At 72.1% G+C, this 24615-nt stretch carries 20 protein-coding genes and 1 pseudogene; 8 read left to right on the forward strand and 13 right to left on the reverse strand.

What is annotated here, in order from left to right; translation table 11 throughout:
- Window positions 1-14 precede the first annotated feature (14 nt).
- Both GWK25_RS42550 and GWK25_RS42555 read right to left on the reverse strand, forming a co-directional pair.
- Window positions 15-2012 carry an Ig-like domain-containing protein gene (locus GWK25_RS42550; protein WP_215457051.1) on the reverse strand — a complete coding sequence of 666 codons (1998 nt, stop codon included), beginning with the start codon at window positions 2010-2012 and terminating at the stop codon, window positions 15-17.
- Window positions 2013-2249: 237 nt separating this feature from the next.
- On the reverse strand, window positions 2250-4235 hold the full coding sequence (locus tag GWK25_RS42555) for an Ig-like domain repeat protein (RefSeq protein WP_215457052.1): 1986 nt from the start codon (window positions 4233-4235) through the stop codon (window positions 2250-2252).
- Window positions 4236-4565: 330 nt separating this feature from the next.
- Between GWK25_RS42555 and GWK25_RS42560 the strand changes: the two genes are divergently transcribed.
- The 4 genes and pseudogenes from GWK25_RS42560 (at window position 4566) to GWK25_RS42575 (ending at window position 8290) form a co-directional block, all read left to right on the forward strand.
- A complete protein-coding gene (locus tag GWK25_RS42560; RefSeq protein WP_215457053.1) occupies window positions 4566-5336 on the forward strand; it encodes a hypothetical protein in 771 nt (256 codons plus the stop codon).
- Between the two features lie 297 nt (window positions 5337-5633).
- Window positions 5634-5906 (forward strand): annotated as a pseudogene (locus GWK25_RS42565) (alpha/beta fold hydrolase); the annotation flags it as partial.
- 115 nt (window positions 5907-6021) lie between these two features.
- The gene (locus GWK25_RS42570; protein ID WP_215457054.1) at window positions 6022-6666 is read left to right on the forward strand and encodes a Uma2 family endonuclease; all 645 of its coding nucleotides are present in this window, start codon (window positions 6022-6024) and stop codon (window positions 6664-6666) included.
- Between the two features lie 280 nt (window positions 6667-6946).
- Window positions 6947-8290, forward strand: a complete 1344-nt coding sequence (locus GWK25_RS42575) for a helix-turn-helix transcriptional regulator (RefSeq protein ID WP_215457957.1) — start codon at window positions 6947-6949, stop codon at window positions 8288-8290.
- A gap of 49 nt (window positions 8291-8339) precedes the next feature.
- Here the strand turns inward: GWK25_RS42575 and GWK25_RS42580 are convergent, their stop codons facing one another.
- The 4 genes from GWK25_RS42580 to GWK25_RS44645 all read right to left on the reverse strand — a co-directional run bounded on the left by GWK25_RS42580 (window position 8340) and on the right by GWK25_RS44645 (window position 10863).
- Window positions 8340-9182 (reverse strand): hypothetical protein, encoded by an 843-nt coding sequence (locus tag GWK25_RS42580; RefSeq protein WP_215457055.1) that lies wholly within the window; start codon window positions 9180-9182, stop codon window positions 8340-8342.
- Window positions 9179-9781 carry a SigE family RNA polymerase sigma factor gene (locus GWK25_RS42585; RefSeq protein ID WP_215457056.1) on the reverse strand — a complete coding sequence of 201 codons (603 nt, stop codon included), beginning with the start codon at window positions 9779-9781 and terminating at the stop codon, window positions 9179-9181. The genes GWK25_RS42580 and GWK25_RS42585 overlap by 4 nt, the downstream gene beginning before the upstream one ends.
- Before the next feature lie 83 nt (window positions 9782-9864).
- Window positions 9865-10425 (reverse strand): hypothetical protein, encoded by a 561-nt coding sequence (locus tag GWK25_RS42590; RefSeq protein WP_308404461.1) that lies wholly within the window; start codon window positions 10423-10425, stop codon window positions 9865-9867.
- Window positions 10426-10554: 129 nt separating this feature from the next.
- Window positions 10555-10863 (reverse strand): Ig-like domain-containing protein, encoded by a 309-nt coding sequence (locus tag GWK25_RS44645; RefSeq protein WP_308404462.1) that lies wholly within the window; start codon window positions 10861-10863, stop codon window positions 10555-10557.
- Window positions 10864-11225: 362 nt separating this feature from the next.
- On the opposite strand from GWK25_RS44645, the gene GWK25_RS42600 reads away from it, so the two are divergent.
- The 3 genes from GWK25_RS42600 to GWK25_RS42610 all read left to right on the forward strand — a co-directional run bounded on the left by GWK25_RS42600 (window position 11226) and on the right by GWK25_RS42610 (window position 13822).
- A complete protein-coding gene (locus GWK25_RS42600) occupies window positions 11226-11729 on the forward strand; it encodes a SigE family RNA polymerase sigma factor (RefSeq protein ID WP_215457059.1) in 504 nt (167 codons plus the stop codon).
- The gene (locus GWK25_RS44145) at window positions 11719-12666 is read left to right on the forward strand and encodes a L,D-transpeptidase family protein (protein WP_308404463.1); all 948 of its coding nucleotides are present in this window, start codon (window positions 11719-11721) and stop codon (window positions 12664-12666) included. Before GWK25_RS42600 ends, GWK25_RS44145 begins: the two co-directional genes overlap by 11 nt.
- 136 nt (window positions 12667-12802) lie before the next feature.
- Complete coding sequence (locus tag GWK25_RS42610; protein ID WP_215457060.1) at window positions 12803-13822, forward strand: hypothetical protein; 1020 nt, start codon at window positions 12803-12805, stop codon at window positions 13820-13822.
- On the opposite strand, the gene GWK25_RS42615 is transcribed toward GWK25_RS42610, so the two are convergent.
- Window positions 13797-14426, reverse strand: a complete 630-nt coding sequence (locus tag GWK25_RS42615; RefSeq protein WP_251829286.1) for a TlpA disulfide reductase family protein — start codon at window positions 14424-14426, stop codon at window positions 13797-13799. The genes GWK25_RS42610 and GWK25_RS42615 overlap by 26 nt on opposite strands.
- 120 nt (window positions 14427-14546) lie before the next feature.
- On the opposite strand from GWK25_RS42615, the gene GWK25_RS42620 reads away from it, so the two are divergent.
- Window positions 14547-15005, forward strand: coding sequence for a hypothetical protein (locus tag GWK25_RS42620; protein ID WP_215457061.1), 459 nt, complete (start codon window positions 14547-14549; stop codon window positions 15003-15005).
- Window positions 15006-15025: 20 nt separating this feature from the next.
- On the opposite strand, the gene GWK25_RS42625 is transcribed toward GWK25_RS42620, so the two are convergent.
- The 6 genes from GWK25_RS42625 to GWK25_RS42650 form a co-directional block, all read right to left on the reverse strand.
- Complete coding sequence (locus GWK25_RS42625) at window positions 15026-15538, reverse strand: DUF3515 family protein (protein ID WP_215457062.1); 513 nt, start codon at window positions 15536-15538, stop codon at window positions 15026-15028.
- 200 nt (window positions 15539-15738) lie between these two features.
- Window positions 15739-16521, reverse strand: a complete 783-nt coding sequence (locus GWK25_RS42630) for a L,D-transpeptidase family protein (RefSeq protein WP_374200683.1) — start codon at window positions 16519-16521, stop codon at window positions 15739-15741.
- A 170-nt stretch (window positions 16522-16691) separates the two neighbouring features.
- Window positions 16692-19349 carry an SdrD B-like domain-containing protein gene (locus GWK25_RS42635; RefSeq protein ID WP_308404464.1) on the reverse strand — a complete coding sequence of 886 codons (2658 nt, stop codon included), beginning with the start codon at window positions 19347-19349 and terminating at the stop codon, window positions 16692-16694.
- Between the two features lie 281 nt (window positions 19350-19630).
- On the reverse strand, window positions 19631-22630 hold the full coding sequence (locus tag GWK25_RS42640) for a SpoIIE family protein phosphatase (RefSeq protein ID WP_215457064.1): 3000 nt from the start codon (window positions 22628-22630) through the stop codon (window positions 19631-19633).
- Window positions 22631-23069: 439 nt separating this feature from the next.
- Entirely contained in the window at window positions 23070-23462 is a 393-nt protein-coding gene (locus GWK25_RS42645) for an SCO5389 family protein (protein WP_184906162.1), read from the reverse strand.
- A 28-nt stretch (window positions 23463-23490) separates the two neighbouring features.
- Window positions 23491-24477, reverse strand: coding sequence for an ATP-binding protein (locus GWK25_RS42650; protein ID WP_215457065.1), 987 nt, complete (start codon window positions 24475-24477; stop codon window positions 23491-23493).
- Between the last annotated feature and the right edge of the window lie 138 nt (window positions 24478-24615).

The raw sequence follows: 24615 nt of genomic DNA on the forward strand, positions 1-24615 counted from the left end.
GGTTCCCTCAGGGGTCAGCTGGTGAAGACGAAGTGCTTCCAGGCACCGTGCGTCGTCGTGTTCACGTTGTCGCCGGCGCTGGTGTCGACGTACGAGGAACGGATCCGGAAACGGACACCGGTGCTCGGGGTGCCGGTGAGCTCGACCGCGCCCACGCCGCCCGACTCCAGCGCGAAGTACTCCGTGCCCGTGGTCCGCCAGGCGCCGTCGTAGTACGCCTGGACCTGCACCCGGTACTTGCGGCCCGGGTAGGGGGTCATCGAGGTCGTGAACAGCGGGTCCACGGACTTCCGGAAGTAGTAGTACGTGTGGTTCCAGGCGTAGGCGGTCTTGTAGTGGCGGCTCGGCGTCGTCGACACCCTCACCTTGGTGTAGACGCGGCTCTCCGCCGTCTTCGGCGCGTAGCGCGAGTCGCCCGCGAACTTGGCGGTGAGCTTGGTGTCACGGGTCAGGTCGAGGGTGACGGACAGGTTGCCCTCGGAGTTGACCGTGCCGGACTTCACCAGCTTGTTCGGCTTGTCGGAGCCGTACGGGTCGGCCCAGATCTCGACCTTGCGGTTCTTGTAGGTCGTGCCGAGGTGCGCCGTGAACGCCACGTCCGCGCCGTACGCGTACACGTTGCCGTTCTTGTTGAGCGTCAGCGTGGGCGTGGCACGTGAGACCTCGACGGTGTCGGAGCCGGAACTCGCCGCGTGGCCGGCGTCCCCCGCGTAGGAGACCGTGTACGTGACGGAACCGCCGGAGGGCGGGGTGTCCTTGAAGGAGTACGAGCCGTCGGCGCTCACCGTCACGGGGGCGAGGGCCTTGCCGGCCGGGGACTCCAGGTCGGTGCGGGTCACCGTGACGGTGGCCCCCTCCGGGAACGCCAGGTTCGAGGTCACCTTGCCGGTGACCGTCAGCTCCTTGGCACGGGTGGCCGTGGCGGGCGCGTCCACCGTGACGGCCGTCGTCACCCTGGTGGGATCGGTGACCACGCGCAACGAGAAACCGCCGTCGCTGTCGGTGGTGATCACGAACAGTCGGGACTCGTCGGGCGTCCAGGCCAGGCCGGCGGGCACGACCCGGCCGTTGCCGAAGCCACTGTTGTCGCTGAAAGTGTGCGTGCGGATGGGCGTGGTCGCGCCCGGTTCGTAGAGGTAGACGGCCGGCTCGTCCGAGTTGTCGACGCCCGCGGCGACCGTCCCGTCGGGTGCGATCTCGACGGCCGTCGGGTAATGGGTGCTCGGGTAGACGCCGTCCCGGGTCAGGTCCGACGCCTTGAACACCTGATGCTTGTACGGGTATCCGCTGGCCGTGACGATCCGGGAGCCGTCGGGGCTGAGCGCGAGGTCCCGCAGGTTGCTGCCGGCGTAGTCGTCGGTGGCGGGGCCGCTCGCCGTCTTGGCGGCGGTGCCCGAGGACACGTCGTAGACCGCCAGGGAGAACGGGCTGAGGTCCTTGATACCCGCCACCAGGGTGTTCGGCGCGCCCGATGTGGTCTCCAGGACGGGGGCCGCGTACCAGGTGCGGTTCGGCTCCTGGTTCAGCACGACGACCGGGTCGGCGCCGGACACGTCCAGCGAGCCGATGTTGCCCTGGGCCGCGGCGCCGTAGCCGAACCACAGCTTGTCGCCCGCCCACGCCGGGTACTGCGGGTCGGTGCCCTCGCCCGTCGGGTAGCGCTTCGACTCGGTCACGGTCGCGGTGTCGACCGCCACGATCGCGTCGGCGCCCGGCACCGCCGCGTACAGCGTGCTCGCGTCGGCCGACAGCTCCAGGCCGTTGGCTCCGGGCAGGGAGGGCACCGTGCCGACGACCGTGCCCGCGTAGTCGGTCGCGACGATCTTGCCGCCGGTCGGGTCGGAGACGAAGACCCGCTGGTGGACGCCGTCCACGACGATGTCGCCGGACGACAGCACCGGCAGGGGTGTGCGGCTGTCGGCCGCGGCGGGCGCGGCCGTCCCGACCGCGAGCGCGGTCGAGCTGACGAGTACGGCCAGCGCGGTGGCGGCCGGAAGAGTGCGGATACGCACGTGGTTCGAACCCCCGGAAGGAAAACGAAAGGACAGCGATACGGACGCCGTCGCATACGGCCGCCGGGCGGGGGATCGGGGACATGCCTGATCCGTGGACCGGGTGGGGGAACCGTGTGGGGCGCGTGTGGCGCGTGAGCGAAGACTAGATCACGCCCCCGACAGGATCCTCACAGGGGCGCCGAGAACACGAGGTCAGCGGTGCGAAGGGCGCCCCGGGCGGGGCGCCCCCGCGGGCTAGCTGGTGTAGATGAAGTACTTCCAGGCCCCGTACGTCGTGGTGTTGACGTTGTCGCCGGACGTCGTGTCGTGGTACTCCGAACGGAAGCGGAGGCGGACGTTCGTGGTCGGTGTGCCGGTGAGGGTCACGTCCGACTTGCCCGCGGTGCCCAGGGGGAAGTACTCGCTGCCCCAGTCCCGCCAGGCGCCGTCGTAGTGGAACTGGAGCTGGAGGCGCTGCTTGCGGTCCGGGTAGTACGACATCGTGGTCTTCAGGACCGGGTCCTTGGACTTGCGGATGTAGTGGTACTTCTGGCCCCAGGCCGTCCGGGTCGTGTAGTGGCCCGAGATCGACGACGAGATGGCGACCTTGGTGTAGACGGTGTTGGTGACCGTCCTCGCCTTGTAGCGCGCGTCGCCCGCGAACTTCACCGAGAGCTTGGTGTCACGCTTGAGGTCGACGGTGACCGACAGGTTGCCGCTGGAGTTCACCGTCCCCGACTTCACCAGCTTGTTCGGCCTGTCCGAGCCGTACGGGTCGGCCCAGATCTCGACCTTGCGGTTCTTGTAGGTCGTGCCGAGGTGCGCGGTGAACTTCACGTCCGCGCCGTACGCGTAGGTCTTGCGGTTCTTGTCCAGCGTCAGCGCGGGCGTCGCCCGGGAGACCTCGACGGAGCGGGAGGCGGACGCGGCGGTGTGCTGCGCGTCGCCCGCGTACGACACCTTGTAGGTGACCTTGCCCCCGGCCGGCGGGGTGTCCGTGAAGGAGAACTTGCCGCCCGTGCCCAGCGTCTTCGTGCCGAGCGACTTGCCCGTGGGGGACTCCAGGTCGGTCCGGGTGACCGTGAGCGGGGTGCCGGCGGGCAGCGGCAGCGTGGCCGTCAGGGTGCCGGAGACCGTGAGCGGCTTGGCACGGGTGGCCGTCGCCGGGGCGCTGACCGTCAGGGTCGGCTTGGACTTGGTGGGGTCGTCGTAGACGCGGAGGCTGTACTCGCCGTCGTAGTTCCCCGTCAGCGCGAACAGCCGGCTGCCGCCCGGCTCCCAGGCGAGCCCGCCGTCGGCGAGGTCGTCGGAGCCGCTGATCGTGTCGGTGTCCGGCAGCTCGTACTCCCGCACGGGTGTCGTCGTACCCGGCGTGAAGACGTAGATGTCCGGGTCGTACGGGGAACTGGTCCCGGCGGCGAGGGTCCCGTCCGGGGCGATCGCCACCGAGTTCGGGTGGTGCTCCGTCGTGTACGAGCCGACCTGCGCGAGGTCGGACGTCTGCCACACCTTGTGCTGGTTGCCGGCCTCGGCGGTGATCAGTCGGCTGCCGTCGGGCGTGAAGGCGAGGTCGCTGGTCCTGCCCGACTCGCCCGGACCGCCGACACGCGCGGTACGCACGGCCGTGGTGCCGGAGACGTCGAACACCGCGAGGTTGAACCAGTAGACCTCCGGGGAGGCCGCGGCCACCACGTCCGGGTCCGCCGGGGACACGGCGAGCCGGGGCGCGCCCGTCCAGTCGGTGTCGGCGTCCTGGCCGAGCGCCACCACGGGCTGCTCACCGGAGACGTCCAGCGAACCGATGTCCCCGTGCTCCTTGTCGCCGTACCCGAACCAGACCTTGCCGCCCGCGACGGCGAGGTGGGTCGGCTTGGTGCCGTCGCCGGTCGCGTACCGGCCGGCCTCGGTCATGCCGACGGCGTCGATGGCCACGATCGCGTCGGCGCCGGGCACGGCCGCGTAGAGGGTGCCCGAGTCGGCGGACAGGGCGAGGCCCGTCACCCCGGGCAGGGAGGCGACGGTGCCGAGGACCGTGCCCGAGTAGGTGGTGGCGACGACCTTGCCGCTGTACGGGTCGCTGACGAAGACCCGCTGGTGGGCGCCGTCCACGAGGAAGTCACCGGCCGACTTGACCGGCACGATCTTGCTGCTGTCGGCCGCGGCGGGCGCGCCCGTGCCGACCGTGAGCGCGGCGGAGCTGAAGAGGACTGCCAACGCGGTGGCAGCCGGAAGAGTGCGCATACGCACAGGTTTCGAACCCCCCGGAACGAAGAAATGGGCGCGTCGTCGAATGCCGTCGCGCGGGGCCGGTGTGTTCGACCTGTGCCGCGCGTGTGAATCCTGTGACGCGTGAGCGAAGAGTAAGTCATGCCACTGACAAGAGCGTCACAGGGGGTGGCAGGGAACTCAACGGATTTACGGGGCTGACCTCCACTCCGGCGCACGCGCCCTCCACGCACCCCGCGCGCGGTCACCCGAACGGCCCTGAGGTGCGCCGTCACCCGGTCGGCCCACTGCTATCCACGAGGGGAGGGGACGTATCCGACGTACCCGCGAAGGGAAGAACCACCCATGGTCAGCCTGTCCGTCGACCTGTCCGTCGACTTCGCCCGGGGCTTGAACGACGCCTGGTCCAAGGTCGCGCAGTTCGTACCGCAACTCGTCGCCTTCCTCGTCATCCTGGTCGTCGGCTGGTTGGTCGCGAAACTGGTCTCCCGCGCCGTCGACCGCCTCCTGCGCAAGGTCGGCTCCGAGCGCCTCTCCGAACGTGCCGGAACGTCACGGCTGCTGCGGGACTCCTCGTACGACCTGACCGGCATCCTCCGCCGGATCGTGTACTACGCGCTGATGCTGATGACCCTGCAGTTCGCGCTGGGTGTCTTCGGCCCCAACCCGGTGAGCGCGCTGATCGACGACATCGTGGGCTGGCTGCCGCGCGCGGTCGTCGCCGTGGTCCTCGTGGTCGTCGCCATGGCCGTCGGCGGCGCGGTGCGCGGGATCGTCGGGGGTGCGCTCGCCTCCCTCTCCTACGGCCGCGCCCTCGCGACCGCCGTGTGGGCCTGCGTCGTCGGCCTCGGCGTCATCGCGGCGCTCGGCCAGGCCGGCATCGCCCAGGACGTCACCCGGCCCGTTCTCTACGCCGCGCTCGGCACGGTCGCCGGCATCCTCGTCGTCGGTGTCGGCGGCGGCCTGATCGGGCCGATGCGGCAGCGCTGGGAGCGGATGCTGACGACGGTGGAGCGGGAGACCGTGCAGGCGCGCGGCAGTGTGGCGGCGTACCGGGCGGCCCGCGAGAGCGTCCCGGCGAGCCGCGAGGGCGAACCGGCCACCGTCGACAGGTGACCGGTGCCTGTGGCCGCCGGCAGGTGAACGGCGTGTGACCGCCGGTGCGCCGCCGTACGCATGCGGGTGCCCGCGCCCCTCGAGGGGCGCGGGCACCTGTGCGTACCGGGTGAGGTCCGGGCGCACTTCTCAGCCGTGTCCACCCCGGAACCGGGGGCGTTCGCGTCGCTGGAGCCCGGCGAGTCCGTCGTGTTCACCTGGGAGGAGGCCGATCAGGACGGCTACGCGTACCGGGCGCCGAAGGTGCGCCGCCCGGGTGACCCGGCAGCCGACGGCACCGGCGATGAGGACGACGAGTGGGCGACCATGCGGCTGGTCGGCCCCGAGGCCCTCTACCGCAGCGCCGCGCGGCTGGCCCGAGGCACCCGCCCCACGATGCGCGAGCTCCTGCTCGACCTGAGGATCCCCCGCACCTACCTCCATCCCGAGGCGGACGGCCCTCTCCCCGGCGCCGACGCGCTCACCGAGTCGGGCGTGACCGTCGTCCCGGTCCCGGACTGCGGCCGCAACGTGATGCTCGACACCCCGGAGGCGTTCGTCCGGGCGACGGCAACGGCCCTGACCGACTGACGAGCCCGCCGCACAGAAACGTAACAGCACGCTCGTTCGAGTGAACGGCTCCGGATTCCCTGCGCGGGCTCGCGGTCTACTCTGGGAGCGTCGCGCTGAGCGAAGGAGGTCTGTCATGGCGACGGCGGAGCCGATCATCATGCCGGGGTACCAGGGCGAGTACATCAGCGGTCCTTTCGACGACCCTGATGGTGACAGCGACGTGCCTGACCACACCGGCGCGAGCGCCGAGCAGGTCTTCCAGCTCTTCAGTGCGACGGCCCCCCGGGGTTGGCGCGTAGAGCTGATCGAAGGAGAGATCTGCGTGACGCCTCCGGCCAACGGGGAGCACGAGGAGATCGTGGCGGAGCTGACGGAACAGCTTCTCGACCGCCGCCGGGACCGATCCCTGCGTAATTACACCGGCATCGGGCTGGACGTCCCCGGTGGCTCCATGACAGGGCACGTGGTCCCTGATCTCGCCGTCGCCCCCAAAGGCACCTTCGACGACGAGCAGGAGTGGCACGATCCCTCCGCTGTCCTTCTCGTGGCCGAGGTCACCTCAACCAGCACCGGGGACCGCGATCGTGAGACGAAGATCCTCGGCTACGCCCGCGCCGGTATTCCTGTCTACCTCCTCATCGACCGCGAGGAATCCGAGGTCACGGTGTTCTCGGAGCCGGCCGCCGACAGGTACGCGAAGGCGGTGAAGTGCAAGCTGGGCATGGTCGTCCCCCTGCCCAGCCCCCTCGGCTTCGACCTGGACACCGCCGAGTTCTGAGCCGACGGAAAAGTGACGCGCGCCCCGTCAGCGGGGCAGTGCGTTGGCCGCCGTCATCAGGGCGGTGATCGCGAGCAACGCGGCCGCGGCGGCGCGGGCATGGCGGGTGAGCAGGTCTCGGATCACGGCGACCTCCCTGCGACTGACCGGGTGAGTTAAGCGTGCTTAACGTGTCGCTTAACGTAAGGCTTTGGCCTACCAACGGCAAGAGGCTGTTGGGGAGTTGGGTGAAGCGGCCGATGTAAGCGCAGTTACTGGCATGCTTTACGTCATGGCAGGTATGGCCGAGCGTGACGACCCCGAGGTCATCGGGCGCAGAGTGCAACAACTGCGGACGGAACAGGGCCTCACACAGCGGCAGTTGGCGGAACCGGCGTACACCCCGGCATACATCTCGACCCTGGAGGCCGGCCGGGTACGCGCCTCGGAACCCGCGCTGCGGCATATCGCCGAACGGCTCGGCGTCGGCTACGACGAACTGGCCACCGGCCGCCCCGCGGGCTTCGCCACCGAGCTGCGCCTCCGGCTGACCGGCGCCCAGCGCACGCTCGCCAGCGGCGCCGGCGAGGCCGCCGCCGAGGGGTTCACGGCCGTCCTCGCCGAGGCGGAGGAGTACGGCCTCGTCACCGAGCAGGCCGACGCGCTGCTCGGCCTCGGTGAATGCGCCCTGGAAACCGGTGACCTGGAGACCGCCCAGCTGCGGTTCGAGCAGGTCGAGCAGCGACTCGGCGACGCCCCGCTGCCGGCCCGGGTCCCCGCCCTGCGCGGCCGCGCGACCGCCCACTACCTCGCCGGTGAACTGCGCTACTCCTGCTACCTCTACGAGTCCACGCTCGACGAGCTGAACCGCAACGGCATGCACGACCCCGACGCCCTGCTGCTCCTCTACACCGGCGTCATCGCCCCCTACATGGACATGGGCGCCCACGCCCGCGCGGCCCAGGCCGCCGAGCTGGCCCTCGCGCTCGCCCCGCAGTCCGGCGACCCCGCGCTCGTCGCCCGTATGCACCGCTCGGTCGCCCGGACGATGATCGCCGAAGGGCGGATCGCCGAGGCCGACGCCTCCCTCGCCAAGGCCTCCGAGCTCTACCGGCAGCTCCAGATCCGCACCGAGCTGGCCAACTGCCACTGGATGCGCGGCTACCTCCACGCGCAGAACGGCGACTACGTCCGCGCCGAGCAGGAGCTGCGCGAGGCCCGCCGGATGCTCTCCGCCAAGCGTGCCGCGCTCTACACCAGCCAGGTCGCCGTCGAACTCGCCGACGTCCTGCATCGCAGGGGCAAGTCCGAGGAGGCCGCGGAGCTGCTCCGTGAGGTCCTCAGCGACCTCAGCTCCGAGCGCGGCGCCCTGCACTCCGCCGCCGCGCACCGTCTCCTCGGCATCATCGCCGAGGACGGGCGGGACGCGGACGCCGCCGAGGAGCACTACGTACGGGCGCTGAGCCTGCTGGAGCGGGCCGGTGCCGCCGGTGACCTGGCCGACCTGTGCCGACTGCTGGGCGACCTGTACCGCCGCACCGGCCGCGTGGAGGCCGCCCTCGACGCCTACCGCACGGGCCTCGGCCACCGCACGGCCCCCGGGACCACGACACTCGGCCCCGCGCCCGCACAGCCGCCTCTTTGACGATTCCGGTCCAGACAGCGACAGCAACAGCGGAGGAGTTGGCGCGTACTCAGCCGAGGTCCAGTGCGGCGACCACGCCGCCGTCCCTGTCGTACACCGTGACCTTGCGGGTGATGCCCTGCGTGTGTTCGGGGTTCGAGACGCCTGCCTCGACGTCGGCGAGCACGTACCACCCGCCCCACTCCTTGTGCCCGGCCAGTCGGACGACCGTGCCGTCGAGCGTCCTGCCGTCGTACAGCTCGATCCGTACGCCCGCCGCCTCGGTCCGGCCGCCGTAGTACAGGCCGGTGAGGAACGACCGCTCGGGCCCCCGGGCCGTCTCCTGCACCGAGACACCTGGCCTGCTCCTGTCGAGGTTGCCGTCGACCACGCTGCGGAACTCGGGCACCTCGGAGACACCGGGTGTGTCCCCGTACTTGCCCTCCTCGGTCAGCCAGATCCGTGTGCCGTCGCCGACGTACACCTTCTCGCCCGACTCGACGACCCGTACCTGTCCGGCCATGGGCGTGGAGAGACGCGGCGGTGACGGCGAAGCGCTCGCGCTCGGCTTCGGCGGGGCCATGGGCCGCACCGTGGAGGAAGGGCCGTCGGAGGGGAGGGCCAGCACCACGACGAGCGGGAGCAGCAGCAGCGCGCAGCCCGTGCTCAGCGCGGCGGCCCGCCGCCGTCGTCGACGGCGGCGCCCCTCCCGCTCGATGGCCTCCAGCGGCACGGGCGGGGGCGTGAGGCCGTACGCGGCCTCGGCGAACGCCGCACGCAACCGTCGCCCGGCGTCGTCGGCGTCGCCGGTGTCGGCGGTACGGCGGGTGTCGGCGGTGTGCTCGGTGTCGTCACGGACCGTTCCAGGTCCGGCGGCGGTGTCCGGGCCGGTCCCGGAGGTCGGGTGGTTCATGGGCGGGCTCCGGGGACGGGTGAGGGTGGCGCCGGGACGAACGGGAGGGAGGGCGCGGAGCCGTGGCCACGGCGTTCCGCGTGGGCCTCGCCGGTGAACTCCGGGTGAGCGCGCAGGGCTTGGAGCCCCCGGCGCACATGGGTCTTGACCGTGCCGAGCGAGCAGCCCAGCAGTTGGGCGGTCTCGTTCTCGCTGAGGTCCTCCCAGAAGCGAAGCACCAGCACGGACCGCTGGCGGGCCGACAGGGCGGCCAACGCCTGGGTGAGGGCGGCCCGTTGGGCGATCGACTCGTCGTGCCCGGCGTGCCGCTCGTGCACCCGCTCGGGCAGGAACGGGGTCAGCAGGTGCGCCACGCGTCTCTTGCGTACGCGGCTGATGTTGTTGTTCACCAGCGAGCGCCGTACGTAGAAGTCGACGTCGTCGCGCGGTATGCGCCGCCAGCGCGCGTACACCTTCGCCAGGGTGGTCTGCACGAGGTCCTCCGCCTCGTGGAAGTCGCCGGTCAGCATGTGCGCGGTGCGCACCAGACGGGGCCAGGCGGCGGTGGCGTACGCGGCGAAGTCGCCGGCCTCCGGTGCTCCGGGTTTCTCCTGCGGCACGGGCGACGGTCCTCGGGATGGGGATCGGGAAGGGGGGAGCGTGTCGTGCGGGAGGGGCGGTCACCCCCTCCCGCACGGTCGGGTCAGCGCAGGCGCAGCTGGGAGTAGACGCCGCCCTTGGTGTCGAGGACGGTCACACCGCGCAGGAACTCCTGCCCGTCGTCCACCGGGGGCAGGTCGGCGATGGCGTACCAGACTCCCCAGCCCGGCTTGCCCGGCAGCTCGATCAGTTTGCCGCGGACCGTCCCCGTGCTCGTGCGGACCGCCACGCGGGAGGCGGTTCCCTTGCCCCCGTAGTAGAGGCCGGAGAGGTAGTAGCGCCCCTCGAAGGCGGACGCCTGGAGCGAGACGCCCGGCCGGCTCCGGTCGATGTTGCCGTCGACGACGCTCCGGAACTGCGGGAAGTCGGGCAGGTCCGGCTCTATCCAGTGCTTGCCCTCCTCCGTCATCCAGAACTCGAATCCCGGCGCGACGACGAGGTGTTCACCGGGATGGAGGATGCGCGGAGTCGGCGCCTTCCTGGCCGCCGCCGCGACCGCCGTGCCGACGCCGTGCGCCGCCTCCCCCCGCGAGGCGGCGTACGACGTCGTCGACGCCCCCGCCAGCAGCGTGGTCAGCGCTGCGACGGTGACGAGTGTGTGCATCCGTGTCATGGTCATGAACGGACGACCCCCAAAGGTGTGTTGGTCCAGGTGCTTGGTCTGACACTCCTGAAAACCCTTGAGGCGCACGGGACGGATGACACCGACGGAACACTTTTTCTCCGGCCTCGCTCAGCCGCCGGGCGCGCTCGCGGCGATCGGCGAACGGCCGACGGTGAAGTGCCGGGTGAGGGCCGAGCCGACCTCGACGGTGACCTTGGTGCCGGGCCGCCAGGAGGCGCGCGGACGGAAGTCGACGCGCCGCCCGTCGGCGAGGGCCGGGTCCTCGACCCAGCTCCAGGAGCCCTCTGCGCCGTCGCCCAGGGCGGTGACCTTCAACTCGCCCTCCACGGAAGCGCGTTCGGTCGACGGGACCGGGCGGTCGAAGGTGACCGCTATCGGTATGCCGACGCCCACGGTCTGCCCCTCCGTGATGTTCACCCGCACACCGTCGAAGGCCGGTGGCGTGGCGCGAATTTCCGCGTCCGCCCGGACAAGGGTTCTGGGTATCTCGCTCGGCCCCTCGACCCGCACTCCCTCCCCGCTCCCCGCACAGCCCGTGAGCGCGACCGCGCACGCGACCGCGCACGCGGCCGACGTGACGATCACGCGCACCGGACGCCGGCGCGGTCCCGTCCCGGCGCCCCGGCTCCCCCTGGCCCTGCTCCCCGTGGTCATGGTCTCCCCCAGTCGCTGACGGCGATGTGTTTCGATGGGCTGCGGCGTACGTTCGAGACCTGTACGCACGACGGGGGCGACCGGGTTGCATGGCGATGCACGGGACTTCGGACAACGGCGGGGGCATGACCGAGGAAGAGTTCGACGCGTTCTACGCCACCGCGTTCCCCCGACTGACCGGCCAGCTCTACGCCTTCACCGGGGACCACGGCGAGGCGCAGGACGTGGTGCAGGAGGCCTTCGTACGGGCCTGGGACCGACGGCGTGACTTCCTCGCGGAGGGGGCGCCCGAGGCGTGGATCAGGACCGTGGCGATGCGGCTCGCGGTGAGCCGGTGGCGCCGGGCGCGCCGCTGGCTGGAACTCGTGCGCCGCGAGCCGCCCCCGGAGCACGCGCCGGGCCCCGATCCCGAGCGGGCGGTGCTGGTCGAGGCGTTGCGCAGGATTCCGGAGGCCCAGCGGATGGCAGTGGTTCTGCACCATCTGTGCGACTTGAGTGTCGAGGAGGTAGCCTCCGAGACCGGTGCCCCCGTGGGCACGGTCAAGGCCCGGCTGTCCCGTGGCCGGGCGGCGCTGGCGCGCGAACTGGCCCCCGGCGAGGGTGCGAAGGAGGACGGCCGTGTCCGATGAACTCACCGTCCGACTGCGCGAGTTGGCCGAGTCCGCCGAAAGCCCGCCGCTCGGGTCCGGCGCCGAGGTACGCGCCGCCGCCGGACGCCGTCGTCGACGGCGCCGTACGACCGCCGCGGTAGCGGGCGGCTGCGCGGCGGCCGGCCTGGCCGCCGTCCTCACCCTGAACGCCGTCTCGCACGGCACCGAGCAGCGGCCGTCCACCGCCGCGAGCATCGCGCCGAGCGCGTCGGCCGAGGTGGCCGAGGCGGCCGACGCCACGGTGGACCTCTCCCGCCGCGTGATCACCGTCGACGGCCGCGAACTGCCCATCTCGGCGGGCAGGCCGGCGACCCGGACCCCGACCGGCCTGATGACCGTCACCGCCAAGGTCGACATCAAGTTCGTGACCTCCTCGACGCCCGGCCCCGGCGACGCGTACGGCGAGAAGTTGGCGTGGGTCCTGGAACTGTCCCCGGCGGCGACCGGTGCCACAGGCGAGTCGGACGGCGGTGAAACGACCGATGGGCCCGCCGCCGACAACACGCCCGACGCGACCCCCGGGACTGACGGGACAGACGGAGCCGCTGGGAGCGCCACGACCGACGGGGCCGAAGGGGCCGACGGGACCGACGAGGCCGCCTCGGCAGACCCGAGCGACCCGACCGACCCGACCGAACCGCCCGGCGGAACCGGCGCCGAGAAGCGGACGAGCGAAGCTCCCACACGGGGCCCGGCCACCGGCGCGCTCTGGATCGCCGCCCTCTCCGCCGAGGAGAAGGCCCCCGGCGACCAGGACCTCGCCTCCGGCTGGATCGGCCTGCGCACCACGGACGCCCGCTGGCTGTACGGCCGCCTCACCGTGGGCGCGATCGTGGAGATCAGGGGCACGACCTCGCCCCCGCCCTCGACGGCCCTCACTCCCTCCGCCTCCCCCACGTTCACGTCCCTCGGATGACCGGGCGGCCCGTACCTGAAGGGCCCCTGCCGCTGTCCGGGGGACCACCTCACCCGTACGCCCGCGAGCGCTGGTGGGCGGGCCCGAGCGGTGTTGGCGTGGGAACGGCAACGTCGTGCTCTCGGGAGGCTCCGCCATGCGTCGTCCGTTCCGTGTTCTCGCCCGGGTCATGGCCCTAGGGATGCTCGCGGGGGCGACGGCCTGTGTCGTGGACGACCCCGGGCACCCTCGCGGCTTCCCCGAGGCCGCTTCCGTCGAGGAGACCACCACCTCCGCCTCGCCCACCGCCCCGGCGACCCCCGCGCTCACCGACGCACGGGCCCGCAGCGCCCTGCTGCGCCAGGACGACCTCGGCGACGCCTGGTCCGGCACCAAGGGCGCGGCGACCTGGCGGGACGGCCTCCTCAAGGGCCGCACCGACCGCCCCGAGTGCCAGGCACTCCTCGACGCGGTCTACGCCGAGGACGTCCTCGGCGAGCCCAGGGGCGGCACGGCCGTCACGGGCTTCGACGACTACGAGTACGGCGCCCAACTGCGCTACCAGGTCGGCGCGTACGACAAGGCCGACGTCGACGCCCGCCTCCGCCGGCTGGGCCAACTCGTCGCCAGTTGCGAGGAGTTCACCATCACTGGTGTCCAGGGCCGGGAGTACGGTGCCGAGGTCACCCCCGTCGACCTGCCGGGCGACCTCGGTGACGCCCGCCAGGGCCTGCGGCTGATCGTCAGCGGTGATCTGGAGGGCGAGGAGACCGCGCTCACCCTCGACCTCGCGACCGTACGCGTCGGCGACACCGCCGCCCTCCTCACCCACGGCGGCCTCTACGGCATCGACGACACCGCCACCACCGAAGCGGCGCAGGCCGGCATCAAACGCCTCCAGAGTCTCCTGAAGGAACAGGCGGCGAAGAAGGACAAGAAGAAGGGGGAGAAGGAGCCGAAGTCGGAGAAGGACACCGGGCAGCGGGAGAAGAAGAACACGAAGACGCGGTCACCGTCCGACGAGAACTCCGCCGAGAACCCCGCCGAGGAGGGCGCGTCGGACGAGCAGTCCACGGACGCCGACGAACAGGGCTCATCGGACGAGGCCCGGGGTCGGTCCGCCGCCCGTACCGAAGCCCTCGCCGCCTCCGCTACCCCTCCTCCAGCATCGGCGTGACCACGCTCCGCACGTCCTCCTCCGTCACCGTGCTCTGCACGGCCCCGGCGATCCGGCCCGCGCGGTCGACGAAGAGGGTGAAGGGGAGGATCCGCGGGTTCACGAGACCGTTCGGCAGCTTCAGGAACTGCTTGCCGCCGGGGTCGTGCAGGCTCGGGTAGGACAGGGCGAGGTCCCGCTGGAAGGCGAGCGCGTTCGAGCGGGAGACGTCCATGCTGACGCCCAGGACCTGGACGTCCCGCTCCTTCAGCTCCCGCTGCACACGGTCGAGATCGGGTGACTCGACCCGGCAGGGGCCGCAGGTGGAGGCCCAGGCGTTCACCACGACGACCCGACCCCGGTAGTCGGAGAGCCGGACGGATCCGCCGTCGACGGTGTCGCCGGCGAAGTCGGGGGCGACGGGCCGTTCGCCGGCGGGGATGCTCTTGAACAGCCCGCCCCCACCCGCCAGTCGAGCGTCGTCCCCCGACTGCCCCGACTGCCCGGCCCCTTCGGCCCGTTCGCCCTGTTCCACGTCGGTCGGCAGCGGTTTCGGCGTGGCGCAGCCCGTCATCGCGAGCCCGGCCACCACCACGCACAGGACCGCACGGGGGTTCGTCTTCATCGCCGTACAGCTTAGGCAACTCCCCCGGGGAGCCTGCCGATCGGCCCCGCGGAGGTGGCTGGGACACTGCTGTGGTCACCGGTTGACCGCCGGTGGCGTACGGGGATGCGAGGAGCGCAGATGATCACGCCTTGGCGCAGAGCGGTGGAGTACGCGGCCGTGGTGACCCTTCCCTCATGGCTGTGGGGGCTGTTCGTGCTGAACGTGGGGACCGGAGGGGACACATCGGCCGACGACACCGCTCTCGGGCTGGCCGACGGCGGGGGGCTGCTCTTCCCACTGGTGGCGGTGCCCGTGCTGACGGTGGTCCGCAAGACGCTTCCCGCCCTGTCGCGCTGGCGCACCGCGACGATCGACACGTCGGTCTACGCGGTCCTGTATCTGCTGACCCTGGTGGCGACCGGGTTGGGGGCGGGGTCCGGACCGGCCGACGCGGTGGACTGGGCTTTCGTGATGATGACCGTGGCCCTCCTGGACCTCCAGTTCCTGATGACGCTGGGCCTGTGCGCCTGGCGCTACGACCGTCTCGTGCCGACGGCCCCCTCGGGCAGCCTGAGCGGCGGCCCCCGCGTGGTCTGACGACGGTCGCGCCGGAGCCCTCAGCGCGGGGCTGCGTCGGCGGCGGCCACGCACTCGTCGTCCGGCGCCCGCTCGATCGGTCTCACCACGGCGCTGAGGTCCACCAGGACGCCGTCGATCGCCGTGATCCGGTCGTCGACGAAGGCCTGCACGGCCGGGTCGCGGCCGTAGGTGATGAGGACGCGGTAGCCGGAGCCGGTGGAGCGGTCCTCGCGGAACACCCAGTCGACGCCGTCGACCTCGACGCACGGGTCGACGGTCTCGGCCGGCGGTTCCAGGCCGCAGCGCAGCACCACGCCCCCGTTGCCCCAGGACGTCACGCCGGTGACGGAGACGGGGTCGCGGGACTCGCCCGCGATCCGGTCGGGGTAGCGGTCGGCGATCCGGGTGCAGGCCGGGTCCCCGGCGCGGGCGGCCGGCCGTAGGTCCAGGGCCGGTGAGGAGACCTCCCGGGCCACGAGCAGCGCGGCGACCACCGCCGCGCCCGTGCCCGCCCCGATCGCGACCCGGGCACGCCTCGAAGGGCGTCTCATCCGTCAACCCTTTCCGAAGCCGCCTTCCCGACAGAGCCCCGTGCCCCGGGTGCGGCGGCGATCTCCCCCAACTTAGCGCCCGCTACTGACATGAAGCACCCCGCGATGACACGGGCACGGCGCAGAGGAGGGGCGACGGGAAGGTCCAGCGCGATGCCCGCGCCGACGACGGCTGATCCCGGCCGGGGCGCCGCGCGGGCTCAGCCCTGTACGGGTTCGGGTGTGGGCGCCTCGGACGGCGGGCCGAGTGAGCGCCAGGTGCCCGGCTTGGCGCCCCAGATGTAGACGGCGTCGTCCTCGTGCATGATGTGCCACAGGCGTTCGGCGTCGGCGTAGCGGAGGTTCACGCAGCCGTGGGAGCCGCCCCGGAAGAGGTCGTCGAGGACGCCGTGGAAGGCCTGCCCGTCGTTGAAGAACTGGGCGAACGGCATCGGGGCGTTGTTGTACAGGTCGGAGAAATGGTCGCGGTGCTTCCAGTAGACCGTGTGCCAGCCGGTGCGGGTCTCCTCGCCGTCCTTGCCGGTGCGCGCGGGCACCGGCGCGTAGATCACCTGCTTCCCCCGCTGCACCCACACCAGCTGCCGGTCGAGGTCCACGCACGTCACCTGGTACGTGCGCACCGGACACTTCCCGGCCGCGTTGGGGTTGGCGCGGGCCTGCACCACCAGCATCGTGCGGTAGGTGGCGAGGCCCGCGTAGCCGTCGGCCGGCTTCACGCCCGTGCGCTGCTGGAAGGCGCGGATCGCCACGCAGTCGGCGGTGGACTGCCGGCCGTCCGCCGGGAGCCTGAGGTGGCGTTCCAGGTCCCACTGGTAGGGGCCGGTCCGCGCCGTGCACTCCGGCGCGGGCGCCGCCTCGGCGGCGGGCGCCGACGGAGCCGCGGGCGCCGACGGGGCGGCGGGCGCCGACGCGGCCGGGAGCGCCGACGTGGCGGCGGGTGCCGCCGTCCAGCCCACCAGGGCGGACGACAGCACCGCGACCACACGTGTCCGGCGTATCCGGCTCCTCTGTGTCCTGCGGGCCTTCCGTGTCCTTCGTCTGGTCAACGCGGCCTCCGGTACTCGCTTACTCACTCACTCGCCGAACCCCCTCCCAGAGATACGGCATCCGGTGCGCCCCGGAGACGTCCTGCTGGGCCGAACGGGCACCGGCGTCAGCACTTCTTGCCCTTGCAGGCCTCGCCCCGCGCGTTGAACAGCTTCACCAACAGCCCCTGCCCCTGGGAGGCGTTCCGCGGGGTGAGGACGTACGGCCCGGTGACCGGTCGCCTCGGCTTGAGGTAGCCCTCGGGGACGTCCGTCTCCACCAGGTGGTACGTACCGGGCAGCAGCGAGCCGAAGGAGCAGCGGCCGGTGCGGGCGGTGGCGCAGTCGTTGACGAACCGGTCCTTCCTCGGGCCGTACCGCTGCAGGCCGCGGACGCCGTTGGTGTCCTGCCACAGCTCGAACACCGCGCCGGGCAGCGGCTTGCCGCTCTTCTTGTCGAGCTTCAGGAGCGTCAGCCGCACCGACTGGGTGATCCCGGCGTCGACCGTGTGGTTCACATGGCCGGGGTCGCCGACGCGGACCGTGGTCCGGCCGAAGGGGTCGACGTCGGAGTCGATCGCACGGTTCGAACCGGCGCCCTTGACCGTCCACTTGAGCAAGGCGCGGCTCGGCCGACCCGGCAGCGTGCTGGTGTCGACGCCGCTGTGGTCGAAGGAGACCCGGTAGGTGGTGTTCGGCCGCAGCCCGCCCCGGTCCAGGCTGCCGACGTAGTACTCGCCGTTCGCGTCGGTGCGCGTGACGAGGTCCGGGCCGGGTGACGACGTCGGGTGGAGCGTCACCTTCACGCCCTTGACCGGCGGCTCGGACGGGTCCTGGATGCCGTCGCCGTCGGTGTCGAACCAGACGCGGTTGCCGACCTGGACGGGTGCCCGGTCGCAGATCAGCTCCAGGTCGGCGAGGCCGTTGCCCTCGCCGAACAGCATGGCGCGCTGGGCGGCGTCGGCGCTCCAGGTCCGCTGCACCAGCAGGTTGCCCTCGGTCTTGCCCTTGGTGGCGTTCCAGCGGCGTACGCCCTGCTCCCAGGGGTGCTCGTCGAACGGGGAGTGGACCGTGCTCCACAGCTTGTTCCGGTACGGCAGGAGGGCCGTGCCGCCCTGGGTGACCTGGTCCTCGTGGGCGTCGGCGAGCTTGGTCGAGTCGGCGTAGAACTCGCCGTGGCCCGGCCCCTCGTCGTTGTTGGGGAGCGCGCCGTGGAGCGCGTCGCAGCGGGCGTTGTTCTCCAGCGTGTACGTCGTACCGGTCGCGCACACCCGCAGCACGTCACCGGCGGCGACGGCCCTGACCTTGGAGCTGTCCTTGTGCGCGTTGAAGGGGTACGTCGCCGTGCCCTGCATGTCGGCGAACCGGTCGCGGAAGCCGAGGATCAGGTCGCCGTCGTCGGCGATCTCGATGTCGGACAGGATCGGCTGCGGCGCGGAGACGAAGGAGAGCCGGCCGGGGGTGGGGACGCGCTGGTTCCACGCCTCCCACATGGCGCTCAGCGGGGTGCCGACGCCGGAGGGCTTCGCGCAGCGGGGGGCGGTCGCGGGCGTACCGGTGAAGCGGTACGCGCAGCCGCGCGGGTAGTTCATCGCCGCCTGGAACAGCGGGCGGAACGAACCCCGGGTGAACTCGTAGACGTGCGAGGTGACCTGGGAGGGGTCGCCCCACGGGACGGTCCTGGTGACGGTGTTCTCCGCGCCGCACACCCCGCCGACGAGCACGCGGCCGCCGCGCACGCCGATGCCGTACGGGTGCCAGTGGCCGGCGCACTCCTTGGGCCGGGGGATGACGTGCGAGCGGTAGGTGCCCGGGTAGACCCCGTCGCCGGTGCCGCGGATCGGCACCGTGTACAGCCGTGAGTCGTTGAGGCTGACCGCGTAGAGGGTCCGTCCGTCACCGGAGACGTCGACGTCGCCGATGCCCTCGCGGCCGACCCTGCTGTAGACCGGGTTGTCGCGCAGCCAGTCGTCGGCCTCGTCGTGCTCGGTCAGCAGGCCCGGCAGGGTGACGAAGGTGCTCACCCCGGAGGCGCTGTTGCGGCGGTAGATCGTGTTGGTCGCGCCCGCCGGTCCGTACGCGGCGTGCCGCTTGACCAGTGTGCCCATGTACGTGTTGCCGGTCCGGTCGTTGCCGATGCCGAACACGGCGCCCTGCTGCTGGTTGTTGGTGAGCCGGGTGACCGCGCCGCCGGGGTGGGTGTCGGAGAAGTTCCCCGCGAACCGCACCAGGCCGTTGTGGGTGTCGGGGGCGTCGCCCTTCGTCAGGTTGCAGGTCACCAGGTCCGGGTTCTCCTGGCAGTAGACCCCCGGCTCCCAGAAGCCGGTCGTGTACGTCGTGTGCCGGCCCCCGGAGACATCCACGAAACCGACGCTGCTGCGCATGACGCCCGGCCCGTCGCCGAGGCCCGCGATCGCCGGCTGGAGGGTGCGGGAGTCGGGGTTGTAGGCCTGGACGCGGTACTTGCCGCCGCGCAGCGGGGTGGCCGACGGCTGGAACCAGGCGATGCCGTACGCGTTGGTGGTGCGGGTCTCCACGGTGCCGTGGTCGTCGGTGAGCGTGACCCGCACACCGGCCCGGCCCTTCTCCTGACCGTGGTCGTACTTCCCGTCGGCGTCCAGCTCGTTGACGACCCGTACGGTCACGTTGCCGTCGCCGGGCGCCCTGCCGCCCGTGGTGCCCATGGTGCCGGGGGCGGCGGGGACCGCCTCACCGGCCAGTCCGACCAGCAGCGCCGCCGTGACGGCCAGGGCCAGACCCACACCCCCCGGTGTTCTTAGCTTCACGACGTCCCTCTTCTCCCTGAAGTCCTGCCGAGGCGACGGAGCCCGGTGCCCGAAGCCGACGCCTGCATTCATATGAAGTGCCAACCGTCACTAATCAGGCTGAACGGGGCACGGGAGGGGGCGGGCTCGTCGGCTGCGATGCCGGAAATGTGGAGATTCGGGGGAGGTGAAGGGGGTGAGGGACGAGCCCCTGACAGCCCGCGCGACCGCCCCTCCCCCAGGGGGTTCACCCGAACAGCCCAGCCGAGGGGTCCCCACATGGCGTACTCACCGAATTGCCGCTAGACGCTGCCGACGCCGGCTGTCGGGTCCGCTGTCGTCGGGGCGTCGGCCGGCTGGTTCGGCAGGGGCTGTTCCGCCCAGATGACTTTGCCCTCGGGGAGGAAGCGGGTGCCCCAGCGTTGGGTGAACTGGGAGATGAGGAACAGGCCGCGGCCGCCCTCGTCGGTGGTGCGCGGGTGGCGCAGGTGGGGCGCGGTGGCGCCGCCGTCGAACACCTCGCAGGTCAGGGTGCGTTCGAGGACGAGCCGTAGCCGGATGGGCCCGGCGGCGTGCCGGATCGCGTTGGTGACCAGCTCGCTGACGATCAGTTCCGTGGTGAACGCCAGCTCGTCCAGCCCCCACGTCCCGAGCTGCCGCGAGGTGGTCTTGCGGGCCTCCGCGACCAGCGCCGGGTCGGCCGGCAGCTCCCATGACGCCACCCGGTGCGCGGGCAGCCGCCGGGTGCGGGCCAGAAGGAGGGCGACGTCGTCGGTCGGGCGGGCCGGGGCCAGAGTGTCCAGGACGCGCTGGGCGTGCCGTTCGAGGGAGAGCTCCGTCCGGGCCAGGGCGCGGCACAGCGCCTCCCGGGAGGCCCCGGCGAGCAACCCGTCGGTGTGCAGGGCGATGACCGTGCCCTCGGGGAGGTCCAGCTCCAGCGCCTCGAAGGGCTGCTGGTCGACGCCGAGCGCGGGACCCTCGGGAAGCTCGGGGAAGGTGACCGTGCCGTCCAGGGCGACCAGGGCCGGGGCGAACAGCCCGGCGGCGGCCATGGCGCACCTGCCGGACACTGGGTCGTGGACGACGTACAGACAGCGCGCCCCGACCGTCTGACCGCTGCCCCCGCCCGGCTCGGCCCCCTCCTGCCGCGCCGACTTCGCCACCATGTCGTCGAGATGGGCGAGCACCTCGTCCGGCGGCAGGTCGAGGTCGGCGAGGGTGCGTACGGCCGTACGGAGGCGACCCATGGCGGCGGCGCCGTCGATGCCGTGGCCCGCGACCTCGCCGACGACCAGGGCGACCCGGGCACCGGAGAGCGGGATGACGTCGTACCAGTCGCCGCCGAGGCCGGTCAGTTCGTCGGCCGGCCGGTAGCGGACGGCGACCTCGGCCGCGTCCTGCTCGGGCAGCCGGCGCGGCAGCAGACTGCGCTGGAGCACGAGGGCGGCATCGCGCTCGCGCGTGTACCGGCGGGCGTTGTCGACGCAGACGGCGGCACGGCCGACCAGTTCCTCGGCGAGGCCCAGGTCGACCGCGTCGAAGGGGTCCAGCCGGTCGTGCCGGAAGAACGTGGTGATGCCGAGCGTGATCCCACGCGCCCGCACCGGAACGATCATCACACTGTGCAGGCCGAGCGACTCCACGGGCACCGCCCGGCCGCCCGCGACCGCCCTCGCCCACTCCGCCGACATGGGGTCCAGCCGCGGCTCGGACCACGAACGACCGTCGACCAGGGCCCGTACCGGGGGCGATCCGGCGGCGTAGGAGGCGACCGCGCCGACCTCCAGGACGGCCTCCGGCACCCCGTCGTGCACGGACTGCTGGGCGATCCGCCGCAGCGGTACGGAACCGTCGCCGAGGGGACCCGGCTCGGCGCCGCGCAGCACCGAGTCCAGCAGGTCGACGGTCACGAAGTCGGCGAGCGCCGGCACGACCACGTCCGCCAGCTCCTGCGCGGTCCGCCGTACGTCGAGGGTGCGGCCGATGTGCTCACCGGCACGGTCCAGCAGGGCGAGCCGCGTGCGGGCGCGGTGCCGTTCCGACACGTCGACCACCGTGTAGTACACGCCGATGGGCCGACCGTGGTCGTCCTCCAGACGGGTGAAGGACATCGCGTGCGCGGTCTCTCGGTACGGGGCGGACCGCACCCGGCCCACGTGCTCGTAGTCCAGTACCGGGACGCCCGTCTCCAGCACCTTCCGCATCTGCGTCTCGATGCGCTCGGCGTCGAGCCCCGGCTGCACCTCGGCGAGCCGCAGCCCCACTCTCTCGTGCGCCTGGCCGCCACCGAACCGCTCCAGGGCCTCGTTCGACCACACGAAACGCAGCTCCGTGTCCACGATCGCTATCCCGACCGGCGACCGCGCGGTCATCCGCTCCAGCACGGTCCGGCTCATGTCCCAGCCGGGCGCCTGCGTGGCATCGGACACGAGAGCCACCCAGTGGGAGGGCCTGAGGGGGTCGGTGGAGGGAGGGGGAGGGGGAGGGGGTGATGGCTTGGGGGCGAACGGTGCGGGGGCGGAGGCGGGGGTGGGGCGAGGCGGGGAGGCCGGCGATGGGGAGAAGGGCAGACGTCCGGACGGTGACGGCGCGGGCGAAGACGACGACGAGGACGACGGTGAGGATGACGGCGACGGTGAGGACGACGGCGACGGCGGAGAGGAATCGGGGGCCGGGACGGGGACGGTCCGCCGGGCGGTCGGGCCGCCGGAGTGCTGCGCGGCGGGCCGTGCACCGGCGACCACGTCGCCCGTGCCTTCCCGGGCTGGGGCCCGCCCGGTGGGGGCCGCGTTCGGCCGGGGCGCGCCCTGCGCCGCCGCCGGTGCCGCGGTCGGGGGCGGAGCGGGCTTCGGTGGGTGTGGGTGCGGGTGCGGGTGCGGGTGCGGGTTCCGTCGGGGCGGGCCTCCGGCCGCCGTGGGCCCCCCGCTCACCGTGGGCCCCCCGCTCACCGTGGCGCCCTCGCTCACCGCCTCACCCGGCACAGGTGGCCGTGCCTCACGGGTGGGGACGACGCGGACCATCACCTTGACGGTGTGGCCGTCGCGGTGGCGGGCGGTGAGGATGCCGGACCAACCACCGAGCGCGCGATGGGTTTCGGCCAGCGCGCCGATGCGTTCGCCGTCCTCGTCGACGAGGAGCGTACGGACGCTGCGGCCCAGGATCTCGGCCGCGGGATACCCGAAGAGGCGCTCGGCGTCCCGGGTCCAGCTCGTCACGAACCCGTCCGCGTCGATCAGCAACGGCGCGGCGTCGGCCACGTCGAAGCGCTGACGGGAAACGTCACTGCCCCTGTCGGTCCCCACGGCGACCCTCTCTGTCGCTGAGACGCCCTCTGGCCCCATTATTCACCTTGTGTGATCGCAAGCAGGCCAAGTTGTGACGGCGCATATCGCACGACCGCACGCCACGGCGCACGGACCGGCACGCACCAGCCCCCGCAGGGCCCCACCACGCCCCCCAGCGGGCACCCGACCGCCCCGCCGGAGCCCGTCCCCGTCGGGCCGGGCCCGTTCACGGCCCTGCGGGACCTGTCATTCTTCGGGCGCTATGCGGACGAAACGGCCCACCCGAACAGCTCGAAGCCGGTCACCCGAGCGCCCCCGCCCCCGACCCCCGGTGCCGCCGTACGCCGGTGACGCGCCCCCGTACGCCCTCTGAGCTCCCCCGTACAGAAACGACCGCCCCCTTCGCGAGAGGGGTGCGAAGGGGGCGGTCGACGGCCGATTCAGGCCACCTCGGGCGTCAGCAGTCGCGGAACTCCGGCGACTGGTTGAGGATCTGCGACCGCAGCGACGTGAAGCGGGTGTACGTCTCGCCGCCGCGCGCCTCCGTCGGGAAGACCGCCACCCGGTGGCAGTTCTGGAAGGCGAGAGCCACCCCGAAGTGCCGCTCCAGGCTCCCCCGGATCGCGTCGCTGGACAGCGCCCGCAGCAGCTGGCCCCGCTCCTTCTCCGACGGCGGCGGAGTCCGGTTGTCGGCGAACGGCGCGGTGCCGGCCCGCAGTTCACCGACGAGCGAGGCGATGAGCTCGTAGGCGTACGGCAGTGACGTGCGCACGGTTTCCACGAACTCCTCCTCCCGCACCTCGCCCTTCTCGGCATCGGCGAGCAGCTGCGGGGAGACGTCGAGCGACATGGGTGTTCCTGTTCTGATCAGACGGAGACTAGAAAGTGACTATGGAGGGGGCGGTGGCTCCGGTGGCGGCCTGCGCCTGCGGTCCGTGGTGGAACTCGGGGTCCACCTGGGCGGCCAGGTCGTGCCCGGTGGCGTCGTTGGCCCAGGCGGCGGCGTTGCGGAGGTGGAACTCGACGGCGTGGCGCTGGAAGGTGACCCAGTCCTTCGTACGGGCGTCGACGGCGTCCTTCAACAGGGTCAGCGCGTGCAGGTTGTGCGCCTCCAACTCGCCCTGCTCCCGGCCCTGTTCCTGCGCGCGGACGTAGGACGACTGCACGCAGTACGCCAACAGGTCCTCGCCCACGTGCTCCTTGAGGAAGAGCAGGTCGTCCTCGCCGGTGACCTTGTTGCCGACGACCGCGATCGGGATGCCGAACTCGGCGGCGTGCTCCCGGTACTGCCGGTACACGGAGACGCTCTTCCGCGTCGGCTCCGCGACCAGGAAGGTCATGTCGAACCGGGTGAAGAGCCCGGAGGCGAACGCGTCGGCGCCGGCGGTTATGTCGACGACGACGTACTCGCCGGGCCCGTCGACGAGATGGTTGAGATACAGCTCAACCGCCCCGAGCTTGGAGTGGTAGCAGGCCACCCCGAGGTCGCTCTCGTCGAAGGCGCCGGTGACCATGAGCGGCACCTCGCCCACGCGCTCGACGTGCCGGGTGTGCAGGTCGTCGTCGCCGAGGAGCCGCAGCAGGCGGGAGCCGCGCCCCGGCGGCGTCGTCTTGACCATCGCCTCCCGGGAGACGATCCGCGGGTTGCTGCCGCGCAGCAGGTCCTTGATCTCGCCGGTGCGTGAACTCAGCGGCGGGGCGCCGAACTCCGCGTCCTCGTCGAGGCCGAGGGCGTGGGCGAGGTGTTGGTTGATGTCACCGTCGATCGCCACCAGTGGCGCGCCCGTCCGGGCGAGGTGCCGGGCGAAGAGCGCGGAGAGCGTCGTCTTGCCGCTGCCGCCCTTGCCTACGAAGGCCACGCGCATGGACCGTCACCCCGCTCGCTCTCGGCGGCACCCTTGACGCCGATAATGAAAATGGATGTCATGAACGTAGATTCGGGAGCGACGGTCGGCTTGTCAAATCCGTCCCCGATCAACGCCCTTGTGTGCGTAAGCGAGTTG

Origin of the sequence: Streptomyces sp. ATCC 21386, assembly GCF_018728545.1 — a bacterium.
Lineage (GTDB): Bacteria > Actinomycetota > Actinomycetes > Streptomycetales > Streptomycetaceae > Streptomyces.

Coding starts and splice junctions, on each gene's coding strand:
- GWK25_RS42620 (WP_215457061.1), top strand. CDS start 14,547: ATGATCACGCCTTGGCGCAGAGCGGTGGAGTACGCGGCCGTGGTGACC.
- GWK25_RS42555 (WP_215457052.1), bottom strand. CDS start 4,235: ATGCGCACTCTTCCGGCTGCCACCGCGTTGGCAGTCCTCTTCAGCTCC.
- GWK25_RS42625 (WP_215457062.1), bottom strand. CDS start 15,538: ATGAGACGCCCTTCGAGGCGTGCCCGGGTCGCGATCGGGGCGGGCACG.
- GWK25_RS42650 (WP_215457065.1), bottom strand. CDS start 24,477: ATGCGCGTGGCCTTCGTAGGCAAGGGCGGCAGCGGCAAGACGACGCTC.
- GWK25_RS42600 (WP_215457059.1), top strand. CDS start 11,226: ATGACCGAGGAAGAGTTCGACGCGTTCTACGCCACCGCGTTCCCCCGA.
- GWK25_RS42580 (WP_215457055.1), bottom strand. CDS start 9,182: ATGAACCACCCGACCTCCGGGACCGGCCCGGACACCGCCGCCGGACCT.
- GWK25_RS42575 (WP_215457957.1), top strand. CDS start 6,947: ATGGCCGAGCGTGACGACCCCGAGGTCATCGGGCGCAGAGTGCAACAA.
- GWK25_RS42645 (WP_184906162.1), bottom strand. CDS start 23,462: ATGTCGCTCGACGTCTCCCCGCAGCTGCTCGCCGATGCCGAGAAGGGC.
- GWK25_RS42590 (WP_308404461.1), bottom strand. CDS start 10,425: ATGCACACACTCGTCACCGTCGCAGCGCTGACCACGCTGCTGGCGGGG.
- GWK25_RS42560 (WP_215457053.1), top strand. CDS start 4,566: ATGGTCAGCCTGTCCGTCGACCTGTCCGTCGACTTCGCCCGGGGCTTG.
- GWK25_RS42610 (WP_215457060.1), top strand. CDS start 12,803: ATGCGTCGTCCGTTCCGTGTTCTCGCCCGGGTCATGGCCCTAGGGATG.
- GWK25_RS42570 (WP_215457054.1), top strand. CDS start 6,022: ATGGCGACGGCGGAGCCGATCATCATGCCGGGGTACCAGGGCGAGTAC.
- GWK25_RS42615 (WP_251829286.1), bottom strand. CDS start 14,426: ATGAAGACGAACCCCCGTGCGGTCCTGTGCGTGGTGGTGGCCGGGCTC.